16 protein-coding genes and 1 riboswitch are annotated in these 19,929 nt (G+C 43.1%); of the genes, 4 read left to right on the top strand and 12 right to left on the bottom strand.

Annotation, left to right across the window (positions count from 1 at the left end):
- The first annotated feature begins 86 nt into the window (after positions 1-86).
- A complete protein-coding gene (rfbF, locus tag A8F94_RS20870) occupies positions 87-863 on the top strand; it encodes a glucose-1-phosphate cytidylyltransferase (RefSeq protein ID WP_066204919.1) in 777 nt (258 codons plus the stop codon).
- 67 nt (positions 864-930) lie between these two features.
- Here the strand turns inward: rfbF and A8F94_RS20865 are convergent, their stop codons facing one another.
- The 4 genes from A8F94_RS20865 to A8F94_RS20850 all read right to left on the bottom strand — a co-directional run bounded on the left by A8F94_RS20865 (position 931) and on the right by A8F94_RS20850 (position 5,475).
- A complete protein-coding gene (locus A8F94_RS20865) occupies positions 931-1,527 on the bottom strand; it encodes a galactosyltransferase-related protein (RefSeq protein ID WP_175384484.1) in 597 nt (198 codons plus the stop codon).
- Positions 1,528-1,798: 271 nt separating this feature from the next.
- Positions 1,799-3,058: a homoserine dehydrogenase gene (locus A8F94_RS20860; RefSeq protein ID WP_066204914.1), complete on the bottom strand. Its 1,260-nt coding sequence runs from the start codon at positions 3,056-3,058 to the stop codon at positions 1,799-1,801.
- 18 nt (positions 3,059-3,076) lie between these two features.
- Positions 3,077-4,153 carry a homoserine O-acetyltransferase MetX gene (metX, locus tag A8F94_RS20855; protein WP_066204911.1) on the bottom strand — a complete coding sequence of 359 codons (1,077 nt, stop codon included), beginning with the start codon at positions 4,151-4,153 and terminating at the stop codon, positions 3,077-3,079.
- The gene (locus A8F94_RS20850; RefSeq protein ID WP_066204909.1) at positions 4,150-5,475 is read right to left on the bottom strand and encodes an O-acetylhomoserine aminocarboxypropyltransferase/cysteine synthase family protein; all 1,326 of its coding nucleotides are present in this window, start codon (positions 5,473-5,475) and stop codon (positions 4,150-4,152) included. Before A8F94_RS20850 ends, metX begins: the two co-directional genes overlap by 4 nt.
- Positions 5,476-5,568: 93 nt before the next feature.
- Positions 5,569-5,678, bottom strand: a riboswitch (SAM riboswitch).
- Between the two features lie 257 nt (positions 5,679-5,935).
- Here A8F94_RS20850 and A8F94_RS20845 point away from each other — a divergent pair.
- Positions 5,936-6,802, top strand: coding sequence for a YhcN/YlaJ family sporulation lipoprotein (locus tag A8F94_RS20845; protein WP_066204904.1), 867 nt, complete (start codon positions 5,936-5,938; stop codon positions 6,800-6,802).
- Between the two features lie 623 nt (positions 6,803-7,425).
- On the opposite strand, the gene A8F94_RS20835 is transcribed toward A8F94_RS20845, so the two are convergent.
- The 5 genes from A8F94_RS20835 to A8F94_RS20815 form a co-directional block, all read right to left on the bottom strand.
- Positions 7,426-8,370: a siderophore ABC transporter substrate-binding protein gene (locus A8F94_RS20835; protein ID WP_066204896.1), complete on the bottom strand. Its 945-nt coding sequence runs from the start codon at positions 8,368-8,370 to the stop codon at positions 7,426-7,428.
- 30 nt (positions 8,371-8,400) lie between these two features.
- Positions 8,401-9,159, bottom strand: coding sequence for an iron ABC transporter ATP-binding protein (locus A8F94_RS20830; RefSeq protein ID WP_066204889.1), 759 nt, complete (start codon positions 9,157-9,159; stop codon positions 8,401-8,403).
- Entirely contained in the window at positions 9,160-10,104 is a 945-nt protein-coding gene (locus tag A8F94_RS20825) for an iron chelate uptake ABC transporter family permease subunit (RefSeq protein ID WP_066204885.1), read from the bottom strand.
- Positions 10,097-11,047: an ABC transporter permease gene (locus A8F94_RS20820; protein WP_066204882.1), complete on the bottom strand. Its 951-nt coding sequence runs from the start codon at positions 11,045-11,047 to the stop codon at positions 10,097-10,099. Before A8F94_RS20820 ends, A8F94_RS20825 begins: the two co-directional genes overlap by 8 nt.
- Positions 11,048-11,378: 331 nt before the next feature.
- Positions 11,379-12,143: a MerR family transcriptional regulator gene (locus A8F94_RS20815; protein WP_066204880.1), complete on the bottom strand. Its 765-nt coding sequence runs from the start codon at positions 12,141-12,143 to the stop codon at positions 11,379-11,381.
- A 223-nt stretch (positions 12,144-12,366) separates the two neighbouring features.
- Between A8F94_RS20815 and pepF the strand changes: the two genes are divergently transcribed.
- Together pepF and A8F94_RS20805 are read left to right on the top strand one after the other, a co-directional pair.
- On the top strand, positions 12,367-14,178 hold the full coding sequence (pepF, locus tag A8F94_RS20810; protein ID WP_066204877.1) for an oligoendopeptidase F: 1,812 nt from the start codon (positions 12,367-12,369) through the stop codon (positions 14,176-14,178).
- 491 nt (positions 14,179-14,669) lie between these two features.
- Entirely contained in the window at positions 14,670-15,842 is a 1,173-nt protein-coding gene (locus A8F94_RS20805; RefSeq protein WP_066204874.1) for an MFS transporter, read from the top strand.
- A 40-nt stretch (positions 15,843-15,882) separates the two neighbouring features.
- On the opposite strand, the gene A8F94_RS20800 is transcribed toward A8F94_RS20805, so the two are convergent.
- The 3 genes from A8F94_RS20800 to A8F94_RS20790 all read right to left on the bottom strand — a co-directional run bounded on the left by A8F94_RS20800 (position 15,883) and on the right by A8F94_RS20790 (position 19,906).
- Entirely contained in the window at positions 15,883-17,355 is a 1,473-nt protein-coding gene (locus tag A8F94_RS20800; RefSeq protein WP_066204871.1) for a PAS domain-containing sensor histidine kinase, read from the bottom strand.
- Positions 17,356-17,548: 193 nt separating this feature from the next.
- Complete coding sequence (locus A8F94_RS20795; RefSeq protein ID WP_139070152.1) at positions 17,549-19,513, bottom strand: LTA synthase family protein; 1,965 nt, start codon at positions 19,511-19,513, stop codon at positions 17,549-17,551.
- Positions 19,514-19,696: 183 nt separating this feature from the next.
- The gene (locus A8F94_RS20790) at positions 19,697-19,906 is read right to left on the bottom strand and encodes a hypothetical protein (protein ID WP_066204866.1); all 210 of its coding nucleotides are present in this window, start codon (positions 19,904-19,906) and stop codon (positions 19,697-19,699) included.
- Positions 19,907-19,929: the final 23 nt, after the last annotated feature.

Raw genomic sequence — 19,929 nt, 5'->3', positions numbered from 1 at the left:
GTTAGGAGAAAGGATTATTCAACTGTTCGAGATACTTATGGCAATGGGAAATTTGATAGAAAACTATTGTTACTAGGGGGGTTATTATGAAAGTTGTCATTCTGGCGGGCGGATTCGGGACAAGAATAAGTGAGGAAACCCATACAATTCCAAAACCATTAATAACAATCGGCGACCATCCTATCCTTTGGCATATTATGAAAATCTACTCCACCTATGGTTTCAATGATTTTGTGATTTGCTTAGGATATAAAGGCTATAAGATTAAAGAATTCTTTTTGAATTACCTTCTTAATCACTCCGATTTTTCAATCGATTTATCTAATTCGGATAAACCGGTTATTTATAATCACTCCTCCGAGCCTTGGAAAGTAACTTTAATTGATACTGGACAAAACACCTTAACCGGCGGACGTATCAAAAGGATCCAGCAATATATTGGTGACGAGCCTTTTATGCTCACCTACGGCGATGGATTAGCAGATATAAACGTCAAGGATTTACTGGACTTTCATAAAAGCCATGGCAAATTAGCAACTGTGACTGCAATCCAGCCTGAGGGAAGATTCGGTTCATTACACATAACAGAAGGCGATTCTGTGTCTAAAATGCAGGAAAAACTCCCGGGAGATGGGATGTGGGTTAATGGAGGTTTTTTTATTTGCCAGCCGGAAGTATTCGGCTATATAGAGGGCGACCAGACGATTTTTGAACGGGAGCCGTTGGAAACACTTGCATCCTCTGGTGAATTGGTGGCGTTTAAACATCGTGGATTCTGGCAGCCAATGGATACTCTGAAGGAGAAGAGAGAACTGGACCAACTGTGGCAGTCAAATAAAGCACCATGGAAAAAATGGGCATAGGCAGTAAAATGAAACTAACAATCAGTGAGGGAAGAATAAAAATCCCCACAGATTGTTAGTTTTCAATCTATTCTTTTCTTTTTCTTTTTTCTATTTCTTTCAATGTTGCCTCAGGCCCTTTTTTATAGTTTTTATACAATTCCCAGTTTTTACTGTAATTTGACCGGCTCGCCGGCGGGTGCCAAAGATGGATAGCAGAATACTTGAGTTGAGCTTTCTTACCACATGTATATCGAACTGATTTTACGAAAGCGCCATCTTCCGCTCCCCATCCTTCGAATCTTTCATCAAATCCTCCCACTTTTTCAAAATCGCGACGGCGGAGGACATTAAGTAAGCCATTAGTGACTTTCTCTTTTTTAGCTGCTTCATACTCCCCCTTTAGCGGCCATGAAGGAGTAGTTTTTAATAAATCCTTCGTGCTAGATTCAGTTAATAACTTTCGCCTTAAGACAGGGACGACTATAGCATGATGATCCAGAAGTTTAATTGACTTTATTATAATTTTTGGATCATAAATGATGTCGGTGTCAGCAATGACAAAAACATCTCTTGTAGCCTTTCTGGCAGCATCATTCACTGCTTTCGATTTAGAAAAAGGGTGACCCTCATGCTTTCCGATACAGATCTCTGCTTCAGGCATCATAGTTTCGTAAAAATTCAACACCCATTTAAACGCCTCACCTCTCGCCCCTAAATCTCCACTTATTGGCAAAAGGATTGATACTTTGTCCAACATACTATCACCCTTCACATTTTTTACATTGTACAGTGATATAGTATGAGGGTATACACGTGTTGCTTGTGCAAGTGTTCAGTTTTTGCCAACGCCACTACCCATATCGTGCTGCCTGGCAGGCATTGTTTTTTCCTTCGACACTTAGGAAAGAGTATTTTAAAAAATTTTCATATAAAAAACTGCCCCAAAAGCATGGTTATATGCCTTTTGGGACAGCCACTTTTCTTTCCAGGCTGACAGAACTGAGCTGCGTTTTTTGTAAAAATCCGTTGTTAATTTGCCCATAAAGCTCGTAAATTTTCAACCCTGGATATACCTCTAGGAGCTTATCTATATCCTTCTCTTTTCCTTTTACAAAAAGAGCTTTGTCCTCCAGCCGCCCGATTACCTCGAGCGATTCAGGAATAAATAGGTTCGTCTGTTTTGAAAGAATAACCCAATTAAGCTGGGGGTCTTTTTTAAAGCGAATCGTTTCTTCCCGTTCAAAGTAACAGCCCTGCCCTGCATTAAGCTGGATTAAGTCTTCAACGATTGCACTAGCAGTGGGAAACTTTCCAGCGCCCGGGCCTTGAAGGATGATGTTACCGACAATATCCGCGTCTATTGAAATCGCATTTTGGACACCTTCGACGGAGTACAATGGATGTGATGGGCCAACGAGCACAGGTTTAACCGAACAGCTGATGCCCCTTGCCCCTTTCTCGAGCGAAATTACATGCTTTACGCGCAGCCCCCATTCCGAAAACAACCGAATTTGAGAGTGAGAAACCCCGGATATCCCCTTTCTGGTTACTCTCTGCCATTCGGGCTGTTCCCCAAATGCAATTTGACTTAAGACCATCGCTTTATAAAACGCATCATAGCCTTCTACATCATTTGTAGGGTCCGCCTCCGCGTATCCCTTCTCCTGAGCGGTCTGAAGTGCTTTTTGAAATGCAAGGCCGTCCTCGCGCATTTTGGATAATATATAGTTGGAGGTACCGTTTACGATCCCTTCAATTTTTTCAACTTTGTTTACGTTCAAAAGTGTCCTTAGTGTTTGGATTGCCGGGATACCCCCGGCAACAGTTGCTTCAAATCCAACAGCCACCTTATATCTCGAGGCATGATCAAGCAGTTCATTTCCGTGGTAAGCAAACATTTCCTTATTGGCCGTAATGATATGGCAGCCTCTCTCGATTGACTTTTTCAAATAGGAAAAACCCGGTTCCCTGCCTACTATCGCTTCAATTACTACATCAAGTTTAGGCAAATTAATAATATCTTCAAAGTTTGAGGTGAGAAGGACATCCTCATCCTGCAGCTGATGTTTTTCAACGTTTCTCACTAGTATGCCTGCAACCTTTACATTTTTGCCAAGGATCGCTTTTAATCTTGCTTGATGGACCTTGATTGTTTCATATACGCCTTTGCCGACTGTACCAAAGCCCAATAGTGCAACATGAATGTCCGCCACTTGATCCCCTCCTCAAATCTACAGGGCAGCCTGCAGGACTCCTCCCCACTTCGAATACTCGGCAAGGAATCCATCGTGCCCGAAATCTGTACTTACTTCAACATACGCAGCATCTTTTCCCGCCTCTTGCAGGGCTTCCGCCGTTTCTTTCACATGTTCTGGAGGATACAGCAAATCACCTGTATAGCCAATCAGCAGAGTTTTTGCGTTAATGTGCTGAATTGCCTTTTTCCAGCCATGCCTCCCTCTCCCGATATCATGGGAGTCCATCGCCTCTAATAAGCACAAATAGCTATTGGCATCAAAACGGGAAGAAAGCTTTTGACCCTGGTATTTTAAGTACGATTCAACCTGAAAAGTTTCGCTATCTCTAAGTTCTCTGTTGAATCTCTGACTGAACAACGCGCCGGTCCGGTATGTGACCATTCCGACCATTCGCGCGATTTCCAATCCTGCAATTCGATCCTCTTCTGAATAAAAGCCGCCTTTCCAGGCTGGGTCCTCTTTAATTGCATTTCTTCCAATTACGTTAAAGGCAATTCCATAATCGCTAAGGTAAGGGGTAACTGCAAGCGGAATAATGACATCAGCGAAATCAGGATAGGCAATTGCCAATTCGAGCACCTGCATACCGCCAAGCGAACCTCCGATTGCCGCCTTTACTTTATTTATTCCAAGCTGGCGAAGTGCCAAATACTGCGATTGCACAATATCCCTTATTGTTATTTTTGGAAAATTTGATTGGTAAGGCTTTCTGGTTAACGGATTTATACTAGTTGGACCGGTTGAACCTGAGCAGCCGCCCAGTACATTGAACGTTATAACCTCATATTGATTCGTATCGATATACAATCCAGGTCCAATCAGTCCTTGCCACCAGCCTGGCTGTTGTTCTGTCCCAACCGTAAACTGGCTGCCTGTCAAGGCATGGCATACGAGTATGACAGGTCCTCCCCTTTTTCCGTTCCTTTCGAAGGCGAGCTCGACATCGGGAAGGATTACTCCGCTTTCAAGTTTTAAGTCACCGACTTTTATCTTTCCATATTCCAGCGGAGGTACCGTCTCAAAGCTTATCGATCCTCCACCGCCTTTCATCGATTTAGCTGTTCCTCAGACCTGGCTGAAATACCGGTAGCTTTGAAGAAGGCCTGGTCCAAGTCTTCCTTTAAATCCTTGAGTGATTCAAGCCCGACAGAAAGCCTGATCAGTTCTTCGGTAGTACCGCTTTTTGCTAGGTCCTCTGCACTGAGCTGCTGATGTGTAGTAGAAGCAGGGTGGATGATCAGTGACTTTGCATCGCCGACATTTGCGACATGGGACCATAACTTAATATTGTCGATTACTTTTTTACCTGCATCACGGCCGCCTTTGATGCCAAAAACAATAATCGATCCGAAACCGCCGCCAAGGTATTTTTTTGCAAGTTCATGGCTTGGGTGTTCTTCAAGACCCGGATGTGAAACCCATTCGACAGCAGGATGATCCTTCAGGTATTGGGCAATTTCCTGGGCATTCTCATTATGCTTCTGAATTCTCAAGTGCAGTGTCTCAAGACCCTGCAGCAGGAGGAAGGCGCTATGAGGGGCTAAGGAAGAGCCTAAGTCTCTCAAAAGCTGGACGCGAAGTTTGATGATAAAGGCAAGCGGTCCGACATCCTGGGCAAAACGAAGCCCATTATAGCTTGGATCAGGCTGGGTAAAGCCCGGAAACTTTTCACTGTTCCAATCGAATCGGCCTGCATCGACAATAAGGCCGCCAATTGTTGTTCCGTGCCCGCCAATCCATTTTGTTGCAGAATGGACAACGATATCGGCGCCCCATTCAATAGGCCTGCATTGATATGGAGTAGCAAAGGTATTGTCTATGATAAGCGGAACGCCATTTTCATGGGCAATTTTAGCTACAGCTTCAACATCAAATACATTCAGGCTTGGGTTGCCGATAATTTCACCGAACACCGCCTTTGTTTTAGGAGTAATGGCATCGCGGAAGTTCTCAGGATTGGTCGAGTCGACAAAGCGCACCTTTATGCCAAACTTAGGAAGTGTAACAGCAAACAGATTATATGTTCCGCCGTATAGATTTTCCGCGGCTACAATTTCATCCCCAGCCTCAGCGACGTTCATGATTGATAATGCAATTGCAGCCATGCCGGAAGAAACAGCAAGCGCCGCCGCACCGCCTTCAAGAAGGGCGATTCTTTTTTCAAGAACATCAGTTGTGGGGTTCATAATCCGGGTGTAAATATTCCCTGACTCAGCCAATGAAAATAGATTCTGGGCATGGTCTGTATCGTTGAACACATAGGAAGTGGTCTGATAAATAGGCACTGCCCTAGATCCCGTTACTGGATCTGGCGTTTGCCCGCCGTGTAATAAAAGTGTTTCTAGGCCGAAGTTTTCATTTTGATTAGTCATTGTCTTTTCCCTCCATTGTTAATTCCTATGTGATTAGGCAGTTATGAACTCTTAACACAAAAAACCCCTCTCCATAAGAAGAGGGGTTTCCTCCTCTTATCTTCCAGGCAAAACTGCCTGCAGGAATTAGCACCTTTTCAAGCTTTGCGCTTGAAGGTTGCCGGACTTCATAGGGCCTGACCCTCCGTCACTCTGGATAAGAGATTTTATATGTGGTTTTAACTTACTGTTCATTTTAACTACCGGGTGTTATAGAGGATTATAAAGGATGATGTTCAAATAAGTCAACGGAAAATTCTTAATATTTTTCCTTTGCTGAATTTATACTGCTAAAGCTACTCGGATACCAATTTATAACTGGCTATATTAGGATAAGATCTTTACCAAGATTTACCTATGAATATGCCCCAAATAATAAACGCAAACTAACTCCTGAACCAAATAAAAAGGAGTGAGTAGTGTGAACAAAGGATTTAAAGTGATTCTTTCCGCTTTATTGCTCTTTGGCCTTGCTGGCTGCGGTGCTGACAATAACGACAACGGCAATGTCCAAACGAACAGGGTCAGAACAAACAATGCGGACAACAATCACAATCTGAGAGTTTCCGAAAAAGCAGCCCGGTCTGTTGAGCGTCTCGATAGTGTAGACAGAGCCCATGTCATCATCTCACACAACGATGCATATGTTGCTGTCAGGCTTGATGATAACAATAACAATAACAATGACAACGGCAATAACAATGGCAACCGCGCTAACACTTTAAATGATCGAAATAACGACAATAACAACATGCTTGAAAATGGGCGAATTAATCAACACGGAAATGACGGCATTATCAATGGCAAAGGTGATGCCGGGAATAAAGGGAACAAACATAACGGCAATAACCAAGGAATGAATAACAACAATGGAGTCGGGAATGATACAGGAAGTTTTGGTTACGACACAGGAACCGGTTTTGGAACCGGTAATGGGGTTGGTATAGGAAATGGAGCCGGAAACGGCACAATGATGCAAAACGGCATGAATAATAATAACGGTGGAAATAACAGGACATTCGGTAACAACGATGGAGATATTATCCGCGACCAGGATTATCAGAATGTATCAACTGCTTTTGACCAAAAAATCGCGGACCAGGTTAGGAAGGCAGACAAGAAAATTCATAGAGTCTACATCTCCTACAACCCGGATTTCTATAACACAATGAACGGCTATGCAAACGATATTGACAATAACCGCAACGGACGCGGGCTTTTCAACGACTTCACTGACACAATGCGGGGAGTCTTCAACGTAAACGGAAATAACAATAACCGCAGGTAAAATAAAAAGCGCAAGTGCCTCTTGACAGGCAAAAATGGCCTCTCCCTGCTTGGTGTTTGGCGCCGTATGGCCTGGAATTCCTCGATAAGTGAACATCGAATCGCCTAACGCTCTTCGTGTTTCCTTTAACTCAGTTGGACGAAGGGAAGGACAGTAGGCGCTGAAGCTAGAAGTAGAAAAAAGCCTAATCACTCAACGCCTCAAATTGTAGCGAGCTGCAGTCTGGGGCGTTGAAACTTTTCCTCAACCACCTTTTTTCTCCTCCGCTGCTGTTTTGGGCATTGATACCCTATTATCAACGACCTTTTTTGGCTTCCGCTGCTGTTTTGGGCGTTGATACCTTATTATCAACGACCTTTTTTGGCTTCCGCTGCCGTTTTCTGCATTGATACCCTATTATCAACGACCTTTTTTGGCTTCCGCATCTGTTTTAGGCGTTGATACCCTATTATCAACGACCTTTTTTGGCTTCCGCTGCTGTTTTGGGCGTTGATACCCTATTATCAACGACCTTTTTTGTCCTCCTCTGCTGTTTTGGGCGTTGATACCTTCCCTCAACGCCCGTTCCGTTTTCAAATCTAAAAAAATGCCCTCTCTCCGATTCGGGAGTGAGGGCATTACCATTAGTTGATTCCTTCTTCAATCTCTTTTGCCATCTCGGCTACTGATACGAGGCCTCCACCTGACATATACCAGTAATCGGGATTAAGATAAACAATGTTGTCGTTTTTGTAGGCATTTGTCTTTTTCACCAGTTCATTTTCAATCAGTGGTTTTGCAGAAGAACCGCCTTCCTGGACAACCGCTCCACGGTCAATGACAAACAAATAATCCGGATCCTTCTCTAAAATGTATTCGAATGAAATGGTCTGGCCGTGTGTTGAAACCTCAATATTCTTGTCGACTGGTTCAATACCGAAGTTGTCATGAATGATTCCAAAACGTGAGCCGGGGCCATACGCACTTAATGACCCTTCACTTGCCAATACAATAAGACCATTTTTACCTGTCGCTTTTCCTTTTTCATTCAGTGAATCAATTGTTTTTTGAATCCCAGCAAGCTTTTCTTCCACTTCAGCTTCTTTTTCAAAAATCTTGCCAAGTGTTTTCGTATTTTCCTTAAAGGACTCAAGGTATTTGCTTGTATCAAGCCCCAGAAAAATGGTCGGTGCAATTTCGCTAAGCTCTTCATACGCATCTTGCTGGCGGCCGGAAATGATAATTAAATCCGGGCCAAGCTCGTTTATTTTTTCAAAATCGGGCTCTTTGATGCCGCCGACATTTTGATACTCGGAACCTTTATACTTTTCAAGATAACCAGGAACCGTTTCCTGGGGAAGTCCTGTTACCTTTACGCCGAGTTGATCGAGAGTGTCAAGTACACCATAATCAAAAACAATGACTGTCTCAGGATTTTTCTTTACATTCGTTTCACCAAGCTGGTGTTTGATTGTCAATTCCTCCGAGTTCTTCGAGGAATCTCCACTTTTATTTGAATCTTCCGCTCCACAGGCTGCAACAACTATCATCATAGCAGCGAGAAGCAGTGGCAGAACAAGGTTCTTCATACTTTCCACCTCAACGTCAAGTAAGTTTTACTAGGAGAAAAAGACACAGATATTATTACCATTGATTTCTTCAATATGGAAATCCATATCGTAAACCTTGTTTAGAACCGGGCATGAGATAATATCACATGTAGGGCCCTCCTGAACAACCTTTCCATCTTTTAATGCAACAATGTAATCCGAGTAGCAGGATGCAAAGTTAATATCATGGAGTACGATTACAACCGTTTTACCCAGTTCATCACACAGTCTGCGCAAAACCTTCATAATTTGAACCGAATGTTTCATATCAAGATTATTCAATGGTTCATCAAGCAGAATGTATTCTGTGTCCTGGGCCAGTACCATCGCTATGTAAGCACGCTGCCTTTGCCCACCGCTCAATTGGTCAAGGTATTTATCCTGGATATCTTCAAGTTCCATATAGCTGATTGCTTCATCAACAAACTTCCAATCCTGTTTATTCAACCTTCCCTGCGAATACGGGAATCGCCCAAAAGAGACAAGCTCACGAATTGTCAGTCTCATATTGATATGGTTCGATTGCTTAAGGATTGAAATTTTCTTGGCAAGCTCCGTGCTCTTCTTTTTGCTTATATCAACACCATCGATCAGAATTTGGCCTTCGTCTTTTGTGATTAGGCGGCTAATCATCGATAGAAGAGTACTTTTCCCGGCACCATTCGGGCCAATGAAGGAAGTGATTTTTCCCTTTTGGATTTTTACAGAGACATTGTCAACAACATTCTTTGTACCGTATCCCTTTGAAACAGAAATAACATCCAACATTTATTTACTCTCCCTTAGCAAAAGATATATAAAATACACTCCACCGATAAAGTTGATGATGACACTCAACGTCGTTGAGAACGTAAACACCCGCTCGACGATGAACTGGCCCCCGGCAAGGGCAATGATACTGATGAAAACCGAACCGGTCAGAAGCACACTGTGTTTGAACGTTTTTAAAAACTCGTGGGCTACGTTTGCCACCAATAGGCCAAGGAATGTAATCGGTCCTACGAGTGCGGTTGAAACTGAAACAAGTATGGAAATGACAACAAGAAGCCGTTTAACAATATAATCATAGTCGACACCAAGGTTAATGGCATGCTCCTTACCCAGTGACATAACGTCAAGGTATTTAATGAACTTAACTGAGTAAGCCATGACTACAACAACTGTTATAAAAGCCAGGATGAGCAGGTCGGTATTGACGTTATTAAAGCTGGCGAACATCCGATCCTGAACAATCTGGAATTCATTCGGGTCAATCAGTACCTGGAGGAAGGTTGTAATGCTTCCGAAAAATGTTCCGAAGATGATCCCGACAAGAAGGAGCAGATAGATGTTTTGCCCTTCCCGTTTAAAAAGAAGCCTGTATAATATCCCAGTAAAGATAACCATTAATCCTACAGAAATAAGGAAGTTAAGGTTCTTGTTCGTTACCATCACGCTCATCGAGCCGAATCCGAATATCAAGACTGTCTGGATGAGCATATAAAGTGAATCGAGGCCGATAATGGACGGCGTCAAAATCCGGTTATTGGTAATCGTCTGAAAGATAACCGTTGATATGGCAATAACCGCGCCAGTCAGGGCGATGGCAAGGATTTTTTTAAATCGTCTTGGCAGTGCATAATCCCAATTCGGTCCAAGGTCGAAGAAGACAAACAGGAGGATGGCAACTAGGGAAAAGGCTCCAAGCAGCAGAATTTTAGTTTTGTTATTCATATGCCTTTCTCCTCAATACCAAGTAAAGAAATATCCCGCTGCCAATTACACCCACGGTTAAGCCGATTGGAATTTCATAAGGGTAAATAACGACCCTGCCGAGGATGTCGCAGGTAAGGACAAATACCGCCCCCATTAGAGCTGTATGGGTAAGGCTATTCTTTAAATGGTCACCCCTGTACATCGTTACAATGTTTGGAACAATCAAGCCAAGGAACGGAATCATCCCGACTGTCAGGATAACAATCGCTGTAATCATCGCTACAATGCTAAGCCCGATGTTGACAATCTGCCTATGGTTCAGGCCGAGATTTGTTGCAAATTCTTCGCCCATTCCGGCAATTGTGAATTTATTCGCATACAGGAACGCGACTGCCAGAAGAGGAATGCTTATATATAGAAGTTCGTATCTTCCCTGAATCATCATCGAGAAGTTCCCTTGCAGCCAGGAGGACATGTTTTGGATCAGATCATTTTTATAGGCAAAAAACGTCGTAATTGATCCGATAATGTTTCCGAACATTAACCCTACCAACGGGATAAAGATTGCATCCTTATATTTAACCCTGTCGAGGATCTTCATGAAAATAAACGTTCCAGCCAGGGCGAATGCAAAAGCGACTAGCATTTTTACAAATGGGCTTGCAGATGTGAAAAGCATTAATGAAACAAGAATCCCGAGTCTGGCGGAGTCCATTGTTCCGGCTGTAGTTGGGGAAACGAATTTGTTCCGCGTCAGCTGCTGCATGATTAATCCGCATATACTCATCCCAATCCCCGCAAGGATAATACTGATTAATCTGGGCACCCGGCTTGCAAGCAAGATATCTGCCTGATCGCGGTTCAGAGTAAACAAGTCGAGCGGGCTAATATCGGTGACCCCGATAAACAGGGATGTTATAGAAAGGATGATAAAGGCTGCAATTAAATATGTGAGTTTCATGTAGCTTTCCCCAGGCCTTCATAATTTTAGGTTCATTGTCTAATAGAGAATGATTATCATTTATTTACAAAAAAAATAGTCTTGCTATGTTTTTCTCATTTTCACTATGGTTAGTGAATTATCTTACAAATTTAATGTTAATGATATTCATTCTCAATGTCAACCTCTTTAGCTTTTTAAATGTGGCAATACAGTAAACTTACTTCTAGTATTCTCCAGGTCCTTTCTTATATGTATTTTCCTGTAACTTAGAGGTTTCTGGGTCTATAAGGCTTCTCCTCTTTGTGAAAAAACAGAAAAGCGGCTAAAGCATTCTTTAGCCGCCGGAGTGTTACTTTTTAAAACCAGTATAGATATGGATAGCATCCCGCAGGAATTCAGCAGTTCCAGGCTGTTCCTTATCGTAATAAGCCGTAAACCGTTCGTCATCAACGTACATTTGCGCAAGTCCTGCATGTGCCTCCTTGCTGTAGCTGGCCCAATAAAACATCAGCCACTTTTTATGGAGTTCTGCAGTCTTTTGGGCAAGTTCTCCAGCAGGGTCTCCGGTTTTAAAAGCTGCTGCTAATGTATTCTGGATTTCCAGTGCAAGCTTTGTTACCTCCTCATGCTGCTCAGGGCTCATGTTTTTTACTTTTGCATATGATTGGTCAACTGTTTCATTTCCGTATTTTTGCCGGATTTCTTCCCCATACTTCTTCTCGTTTTCATCAATCATTTTTTGCTTAAAACCTTCGAACTTCTCTTTATCGCTCATCGTTAATCTCCCTTTCGTTGCGTCAATGGATTTCTCAACATTGGCAATCAGCTGGTCAAGCTGCCGCCTTTTTTCCAGAAGTTTTTCACGATGGTCTTTCAGTGCCGCTTCCTCATCAAAGTTTGGGGCAGTTAGGATTTCCTTTATTTGATCAAGCGGGACACCCAGCTCTCTGTAAAAAAGGATTTGTTGTAGTCTGGTTACCTGCGCCTTCCCATAAATTCGGTATCCTGATGAATTAACCCTCGCCGGCTTAAGGATGCCAATTTGATCATAGTACCGAAGTGCCCTGGCACTTACGCCAGCAAGGCTGGCAAGCTTTTGGACTGTATACTCCATCTGAATCCCTCCTAAATTCCACTCTATACCTTTACGTTGCGTCAAGGTCAAGTAGATTAAGAAAAATAGGCATACATTTTAATTAGGAAAAAGCATAATCGCTTCGGTTGTAACCAGAGCCTTGTAGTAATAGGCAATTTTTTTATTCTTTGCCCAGTTGACTTAATCTTCAAATATTATAGAATAATACTTAGCATCCCGAAATATTTTAGGAGGTACATCCATGGAGAAAGTAATTGAAAAGCGGCTTGTCCGCTCTGAAGTACCTGAAGAAGCAACCTGGGATCTTAGCAGCCTTTTTGCTGATGATCAGGCATGGGAAGATGAGTTAATTAGAACAGGGGAGTCTCTTCCAGCCTTTGCAAGATTTAAAGGCCAATTAAATAGTGAGTCCGTCCTGGCCGACTGCCTTGAAGCACAGGAACAGTTGTCAATGAAATTAATTAAGCTCATGACGTACGCAAGCCTGAAACAGTCAGCTGATGGGACAGATCCTGTGAACCAGGCAAATTCCGGAAAAGCTGCTGCGCTCCGTACTCAGGCAAGCGCCGCCCTCTCATTCATAGATTCCGAAATCCTCTCCCTTCCTGAAGGGACGTTGGAAGAATACATATCCAAGGAACCGAGGCTCGAGCCGTTCCGAAAAAACCTTTATGAACTTCTCGAAACAAAGAGCCACCGTCTTTCTCCCGAAACTGAGGAGGTACTGGCAGCGCTTGGCGAGGTCCATAGTGCCCCATACACCATCTATAATTTAAGCAAGCTGGCCGACATGGAGTTTTCTTCAATCCAAGATGAACAAGGGAATGAATTGCCGGTTTCTTTTGCCCTCTTCGAAAACAGGTATGAATTCTCTGCGGATACAGAGGTTCGCCGGAAAGCGTACGATTCGTTTGTCGCAACGCTTAAACAATACAAAAATACAATTGCCGGTACCTATTCAACCGAAGTGAAGAAACAGGTGGCAACAGCAAAACTGAGAAAATATAACTCTGTAACTGAAATGCTGCTTGAGCCACAGCAAGTGACACTCGATATGTATAATAACCAGCTGGACATCATTTTCAACGAGCTGGCTCCGCATATGCGCCGTTACGCCACTTTGAAAAAGAAAGTGCTTGGCCTCGACGAACTTCGCTTTTCTGATTTGAAGGCGCCATTCGACTCAAACTTCAACCCAGAAACTTCATATGAAGAGGCGAGAGATGTCATTATTGAATCTCTCAAGATTATGGGGACTGAATATACGGAAATGATTCAAAAGGGCTTTGACGAGAGATGGGTCGACCGGGCAGACAATATCGGAAAATCGACTGGTGCCTTCTGTTCAAGCCCTTATGGAGCCCATCCTTATATCCTGATTACCTGGCAGGATAATATGCGCGGTGCTTTCACTCTCGCACATGAATTCGGGCATGCCGGGCATTTCTATTTAGCCAATAAAGAGCAGCGTATTATGAATACCCGGCCATCGATGTACTTTATTGAAGCGCCATCTACAATGAATGAATTGTTGCTTGCACAGCATCTGATGGATGGGACTGACGACAAGCAAATGCGCCGCTGGGTCATTTTGCAGCTATTAAGTACGTACTACCATAATTTTGTTACACATCTCCTCGAAGGGGAATTCCAGCGCCGGGTATACGCTTCGGCAGAAAAAGGCGGGGCACTGACAGCCAAGACTTTCAGTGAAATGAAAGGGCAAGTACTGTCTGAATTCTGGGGTGACAGCGTTGTCCTTGATGAAGGGGCGAGCCTGACATGGATGCGACAGCCTCATTATTATATGGGTCTTTATCCATACACTTATTCGGCGGGACTGACCGCATCAACCGCAGTTGCCAACCTGATTAAAGAAGAGGGACAGCCTGCTGTAGACAGATGGCTTGAAGTACTCCGCGCGGGTGGAACCAAGACTCCGCTTGAGCTTATGAAACATGCAGGTGTTGACATGTCGACTCCGGAGCCAATCAAGGCTGCGGTCGCTTATGTAGGGTCGCTGATTGACGAGCTGGAAAAATCATACGAATAAAACAAAAGCGCAAGCACCTTCGTGACAGGCAAAAGGCGCCTGTCTCTGCGATGATTATTCTGAGAAGCTTTCCTTAGTGGTCATCGCCGTACAAACTGGAAGGGCTTCGACTGAGATAAAGGAATCACGAAGAGCGGTAGCGATTCGATGATGACTTATCGTAGGGAGGAGCCCTGAAGTTTGCGCACGCGTAGGGGCTGGAGCTAGACGTCGATAAACTAGATAAAAGAGTTATCTCTAACCGCGAAATCTATAATTTCCTAAAACACAATGAAAATGCCTGTCGGAGTCCCGGCAGGCTTTTTCATTGGTAAAAATTGTTCCCTCGCAGCCGATGCAATATACTAAAACTACAATCATAGATTTTAATAATACCGGTCGAAAGGAGCTGCTCTTTATGAAATTGCCAAGGCCTCCTTGTTAACCTGATTGTCCCCGTCCTCCTCCTCGTTTGAAAGGTTTGAACCTTTTAAATGAAAGGAGAATGGGAAATGCATCAGCTGCTTAATATCCGAATTCTTTATGCGTATAGCTTCTTCCACAGCCTTATTCCGGCCTATGTCATTGAAAGGCTGTTCTGGGAAGAGCGCGGAATGACTGTTCTTATGGTCATCTACACAGAAATTTTTTATGCAGTTACGATTGTTTTATTAGAGGTTCCTTCTGGTATCCTTGCCGACAAATGGGGCAGAAAAAAACTGATCCTGATAAGCGCGGCAGTTGGGGCATTTGAATTTTTAATTTTGTTATTTTCGAGTGAGTTCTGGCATTTTGCTGCCTCTGTATTTCTTGCGGGAGTATCAATGTCAGCCTTTAGCGGTGCTGCCAACGCCTTGATGTATGATTCTTTAAAAACAGTAAACCTTGAGGACCGATTCGAAAAACATCTTGGCTACCTGGATGCTGTCGGTTTTTTTGCAGCGATTCTTGCAGCATTATCAGGAAGCCTTCTCGCGAATAAGTTCGGTTTCGAATTGAATTATTGGCTGTCATTTGCAGCAAGTGCCTTTTGTGTCTTGATTGCAATTAGCTTGTCTGAACCCGCCTCTACTAGATCTGGTGAAAAAAAGCAAAACCTGCCTATAAAAGAATATTTGACTGGCCCAATCCATTTTTTAAAATCGAGTCCTGAAGTCTGTGCAATCCTGCTTTCGGGGATGGCAACAGGGGCTGCAATCAATTACATTTACGAGTTTTGGCAGCTTTATCTGGACCGCCTTTCAATACCAGTATTGTATTTTGGAGTATTTTCTGCCGGGATTATGGTGCTATCATTGCCAGGAAGCCTCCTTGCTCATTGGTTAATCAGAAAATATACACCGGCCAAACTATTAACAGCCGTGTTAATTATTTTCACCGGTGGCTTTTTGTACCTGGCATCCGTTAAAGGGCCAACCGGCCTGGCTGCTCTCTACCTTGTCTGTCTCGCATCTGGAATTGTCAATCCAATTGTGACTGGATTTTTACATCACCGGATTGATTCAGAAATGAGGGCAACCTTTGACTCTTTCCAGTCGCTCGGGCTTAATGCAAGCCGCATGTTAACAGGCTTGGGCTTTGGCTTTTTTGCGGGGAAATATGATATTTTCGGAGGGTATGGCTTTGTCGCATTTGTTTGCGCATGCAGCTTGCTGATTTTCCACCGGTATTCTAAGCCAATATAAAAAAGACAGGCGCAATGGGCTTTCCCATGTGCCTGTCTTTTTAACTATGAAGGCATGCCAGTTCGAGGCTAATATCGGTCCCAACTCCAACCTGGCTCGAAATTTTCATCTCCCCGTTATGCTCCTGAATGATTTTATTGCTTACCGTCAATCCCAAACCTATCCCTTTGTCCTTCGTCGTATAAAAAGGAGTTCCCAGGTATCGTACTATCTCCGGGTCAATGCCTGACCCTTCATCCCTAAAGAGAATGTTTACTCGGTCAGGGGCTGTTTTTTCCACTTTAATCGTAATATTTCCGCCGTTTGGCATTGCTTCAATTGAATTTTTTAAAAAATTGACGAATACTTGTTTCAACTGGTTCGGGCTGCAGAGGAGAGCAATGTCTTCAGCGGGATAGTTTGTTTTGATTTCAACATTGTGGAGGAGTGCCTGCGGCTGAATGATATTAACAGTCCCATCAAGGATAGGATATAAATTCGCTCTTTCAAATCTGATGGCCTGGGGTTTAGCCAATGACATGAATTCATTGACAATCATATCAATCCGGTCCAATTCATTGCGGACAATCTCAAGGTATTGCTCCTGCTTCTCCTTTGAATTATCGTTTAAAAGAAGCTTGGAAAATCCCTTTAAAGAGGTAAGCGGATTCCTGATTTCATGTGCAACCCCGGCTGCAAGCTGGCCAATGATTGATAGCCTGTCAAGATTTCGTATTGCGGTTTCATTTCTTACTCTATCTGTTATATTGCGCGCAACTGTCAGGAAAGAATCAATTTCACCATGCTCATCATGAATAGCTGAGATATTGTATTCCAGATAGAGCATATCTCCTCTTGGCAGTTTTATTTCGTTTTCAAAAAGGACAGGTTCACCCTTTTTCGATAGACATTTAATAATTTTATAAAGGCCCACCGCTTCCTTTTTTGAAAGAAAGTCATAGACACTTCTCCCCACCAATTGAGCCGGATCGATTCCACAGACCTTTTTATATGAAGGGGATGCAAAGATAATCGTTTTATTTTTCGTATTTGAGAGAACAGTAATTAAATCTGTAGTATTCTCGGTAATGAGCCTGTAAAGTTCCCGGCTTTTCTTCAGTTCTCTCTCAAGATTCCTCGAGCCGGTAATATCCCGGAAAATGCCGATAACTGCTATGATTTCCCCTGAAGAATTGCGAAAAGGCGAGTATGAAACAGCAATATCAATCATCTGGCCATTTTTATGGTATCGCTGCGAAAGAATGTTTGAAAAAATCTTCCCCTTCTTCACTTCTTCAAAAATTCCCGAAACTTCATCGGGATGGACAAATTCATTAAATTGTCTGCCGAGCAGTTCATATTCTTCGTAGCCAAAAATCTTGCAGTATGTTGGGTTGACGCGAATATAGCGATTATCCATGCCCACTATAGCAAAGCCATCTGCTGTGTTGGTCAGAAACAAATCAATCAGTTCATCGGGATTATATACCATGTAATCCTTGTTGCCGCCAAAAAGCGGGTAGCTGCTGGACATAGATCTCACTCTCCATCATACAATAATGGTCATCATGTATTTTTCACTGGCTGGAAAGAATATGCTCCAGCTTTATTTTACAGAACCTTGTGACTATTTGTCGATTATTGAGCAAAAACAGCGCAATATGGATAAGTTGGAAAGAAAAAAACCGGCTGGGGCCGGTACGCAAAGAAAATAAAAGCAAGATATATTAAGGGTTTAAGACTTTCCGATAATAATCAAGGTCAAGAATTTTGGACGAATAGTAGAACTTCGCCTCAACTATGGAGGACATTGTCTTTACATACCCCTGGTCAACGTCAGTGCCCGGCTCAGATATAAACTCCCCTGTTATCGCATTATATCGCCCTTTGTCCGTGATAAAGCTTTTGTTCATAAACATGACGAGAGGGGCTTCTTGCGAAAAGATGTCCCGGCCCATTAATAGTCTTGAGTCGTACTCGAGGCCAAGCAAGTTGGACAGTGTTGGGATAATGTCAAGGCTGGAAGCTGGTTTATCAATGACTAAAGGTTTCATCCCCTTTGCATAAAGGAGAAATGGGCTCCTGTAAAGCTCGAAATTTTTTTCAACCTTTTGGCCCGCAAGTTCATCTATCGTAGCCGGGTCAAGCCCATAAGGGTAATGGTCCGCACTTAAAGCAATCAGTGTCCTCTCCGCCACCCCTGCCTGCTCCAGCTGGCTGAGGAGGTTTTCAAGTGCACGATCGAGCTCGATTTGTGTTGCAAGGTAGGCCTTTGCCTGTTCCGAAAGATTTAGAGAAGCAACATGCTGCTTATTTTTCCAAGCGATATAGTTTCCAGTAAACGAGTATTGCATATGCCCGCTGACCGTCATGTAATAAGCATGAAAGGGTTTATCCCCAATATACTCATGCCCGGTCTTTTCAACCATTTCCAGGTCTGACTCCGGCCATGTCTTCTTTACATCAAGGCCATTTCCAAGCCCTTTATACTCATAGCCCATATTCGGATGGGACAAATCCCTCCGGTAATAGGTATACGTATGGTTGTGATATGCCTTTGTTATATAGCCAAGTTCTTTCAGCTGGTTTCCCATTGCAAACGGCAGATAATTCTTTGCGGATTCCTGGAAGCTCCATACTCCGCTCTTTGGGATAAGCCCAAGTGTCGCTACATATTCCCCATCAGACGTACTGACCCCCCAGATTGGATTGTAGAAATTTTTAAAGTTATAGCCCTCATGGACAAGCTTATACAATGTCGGTGTCACGTCTTTATTAACTGCGTATGGGGAAAAGCCTTCGGCGGTGATAAATATAAGATTATAGCCTTTGAACTTTCCTGTATAATCGTTTTTCTCAGTAGACTGTACCTTGCTGAAGTAGGTGTGCATGTTTTTTAGTTCCTGGTCCTTCTCGGCAGCAGCCATCGCTTCGAAATCGAGGTTCATTCTATTATATTCAACCTTTTTCTCGGGAGAATAATCCTGTGGGTTGGGACGTGGGACTTCAGACTGGCCAGGGTCCACAACTGCTCTGAGCTTTGGAGACCATCCGGTCACGAGTCTTTGCAAATCCAACCGCATCGTTGTGATAAGGCCAAGCTTCTCTACGGAAAGCAGCGGGAAGCTGTTTCGGTAGTATAAGTCATAAGCTGAGTTGATATCTTTTCCACTTGCAAAAACAGTTCCAATACTTGCAATCTGGACAATGATAAAGCAACATGCAACCGAAATGCGGTTCAATTTACCGAATTTTTTGGGCGATATGAGCTTTCTTCCCCAAATCACGAGCAGCAACAGAGGTATAAAAAACACCCCAAGCCACAGTGCGTTCTCTGCAATTAGCAGTCGTATATCTTTCCAGAATTCTAGAACTTGGCCGCCATTTCCAGCTGAATATACGCTATAAAAGGTCCTGAAAAATTGAAAATAGATAAATTGGGAGGCATAAAGAATCGTCACCGACAAAAGAATAAGACAGGCAACTACATAACTGGCGATACCAGAAAGGAAGCTGGTCAAAAAGTGGAACAAAAATGAAAGTGCCAAAATAAAAAGGATTGATAAACTATAGTCCCGCAAATAAAAATTTTCAAAGACACCCAACCTAAAAATGAAATCAATAAAGGCTATTGATCCGAAATAAATGAAAAGCAGGGAATCCCGCTTTGCCATATCAGCCACTTCCTCCACCCTTTCCTCCCATACATCCTGCCCCCGGTTGTCCCGGAACTTTTCTATACGTTAAGTATACTCGCCTAAACTGACGAAATAACATATATTTTTGTTTCAGTTTTAAACTAATTTATCCAGAATGTATTCATTGCTTTGAAGCAAGGAAATTAAAAAGCTATCCCTTCTATAAGGAATAGCTTTTTAAAATCTTAATGGTATGACGGATTTCTTTATTTCTGTTTTAAAATATCCGAGAGAATCCAGAAATGCTTCCAGACCCCGGTATGCGTTATCCATCTTATTCGTTGGCCCAATCCATATTTCTTTTACCGGAAGCCGTACGTCTACATAATCCTGCCTTAAATCAAGTTCAATGTAAGGGACAAGCCCGCCAATTGAAGTACGGAACAAAATATGGATTCCTTCAAAAGTTG

Source organism: Bacillus sp. FJAT-27225, from assembly GCF_001685025.1.
GTDB lineage: Bacteria > Bacillota > Bacilli > Bacillales > Cytobacillaceae > Bacillus_D.
Note: the sequence above shows the minus strand (reverse complement) of the source record. Positions and strands in the feature narration are given on the sequence as shown.

What these genes read in the sequence shown, in the direction of transcription:
- A8F94_RS20820 (WP_066204882.1), bottom strand. Translation starts at nt 11,047, where the DNA reads ATGAAACTCACATATTTAATTGCAGCCTTTATCATCCTTTCTATAACA.
- rfbF (WP_066204919.1), top strand. Translation starts at nt 87, where the DNA reads ATGAAAGTTGTCATTCTGGCGGGCGGATTCGGGACAAGAATAAGTGAG.
- A8F94_RS20830 (WP_066204889.1), bottom strand. Translation starts at nt 9,159, where the DNA reads ATGTTGGATGTTATTTCTGTTTCAAAGGGATACGGTACAAAGAATGTT.
- A8F94_RS20815 (WP_066204880.1), bottom strand. Translation starts at nt 12,143, where the DNA reads ATGGAGTATACAGTCCAAAAGCTTGCCAGCCTTGCTGGCGTAAGTGCC.
- A8F94_RS20850 (WP_066204909.1), bottom strand. Translation starts at nt 5,475, where the DNA reads ATGACTAATCAAAATGAAAACTTCGGCCTAGAAACACTTTTATTACAC.
- pepF (WP_066204877.1), top strand. Translation starts at nt 12,367, where the DNA reads ATGGAGAAAGTAATTGAAAAGCGGCTTGTCCGCTCTGAAGTACCTGAA.
- A8F94_RS20835 (WP_066204896.1), bottom strand. Translation starts at nt 8,370, where the DNA reads ATGAAGAACCTTGTTCTGCCACTGCTTCTCGCTGCTATGATGATAGTT.
- A8F94_RS20825 (WP_066204885.1), bottom strand. Translation starts at nt 10,104, where the DNA reads ATGAATAACAAAACTAAAATTCTGCTGCTTGGAGCCTTTTCCCTAGTT.
- A8F94_RS20800 (WP_066204871.1), bottom strand. Translation starts at nt 17,355, where the DNA reads ATGTCCAGCAGCTACCCGCTTTTTGGCGGCAACAAGGATTACATGGTA.
- metX (WP_066204911.1), bottom strand. Translation starts at nt 4,153, where the DNA reads ATGAAAGGCGGTGGAGGATCGATAAGCTTTGAGACGGTACCTCCGCTG.
- A8F94_RS20805 (WP_066204874.1), top strand. Translation starts at nt 14,670, where the DNA reads ATGCATCAGCTGCTTAATATCCGAATTCTTTATGCGTATAGCTTCTTC.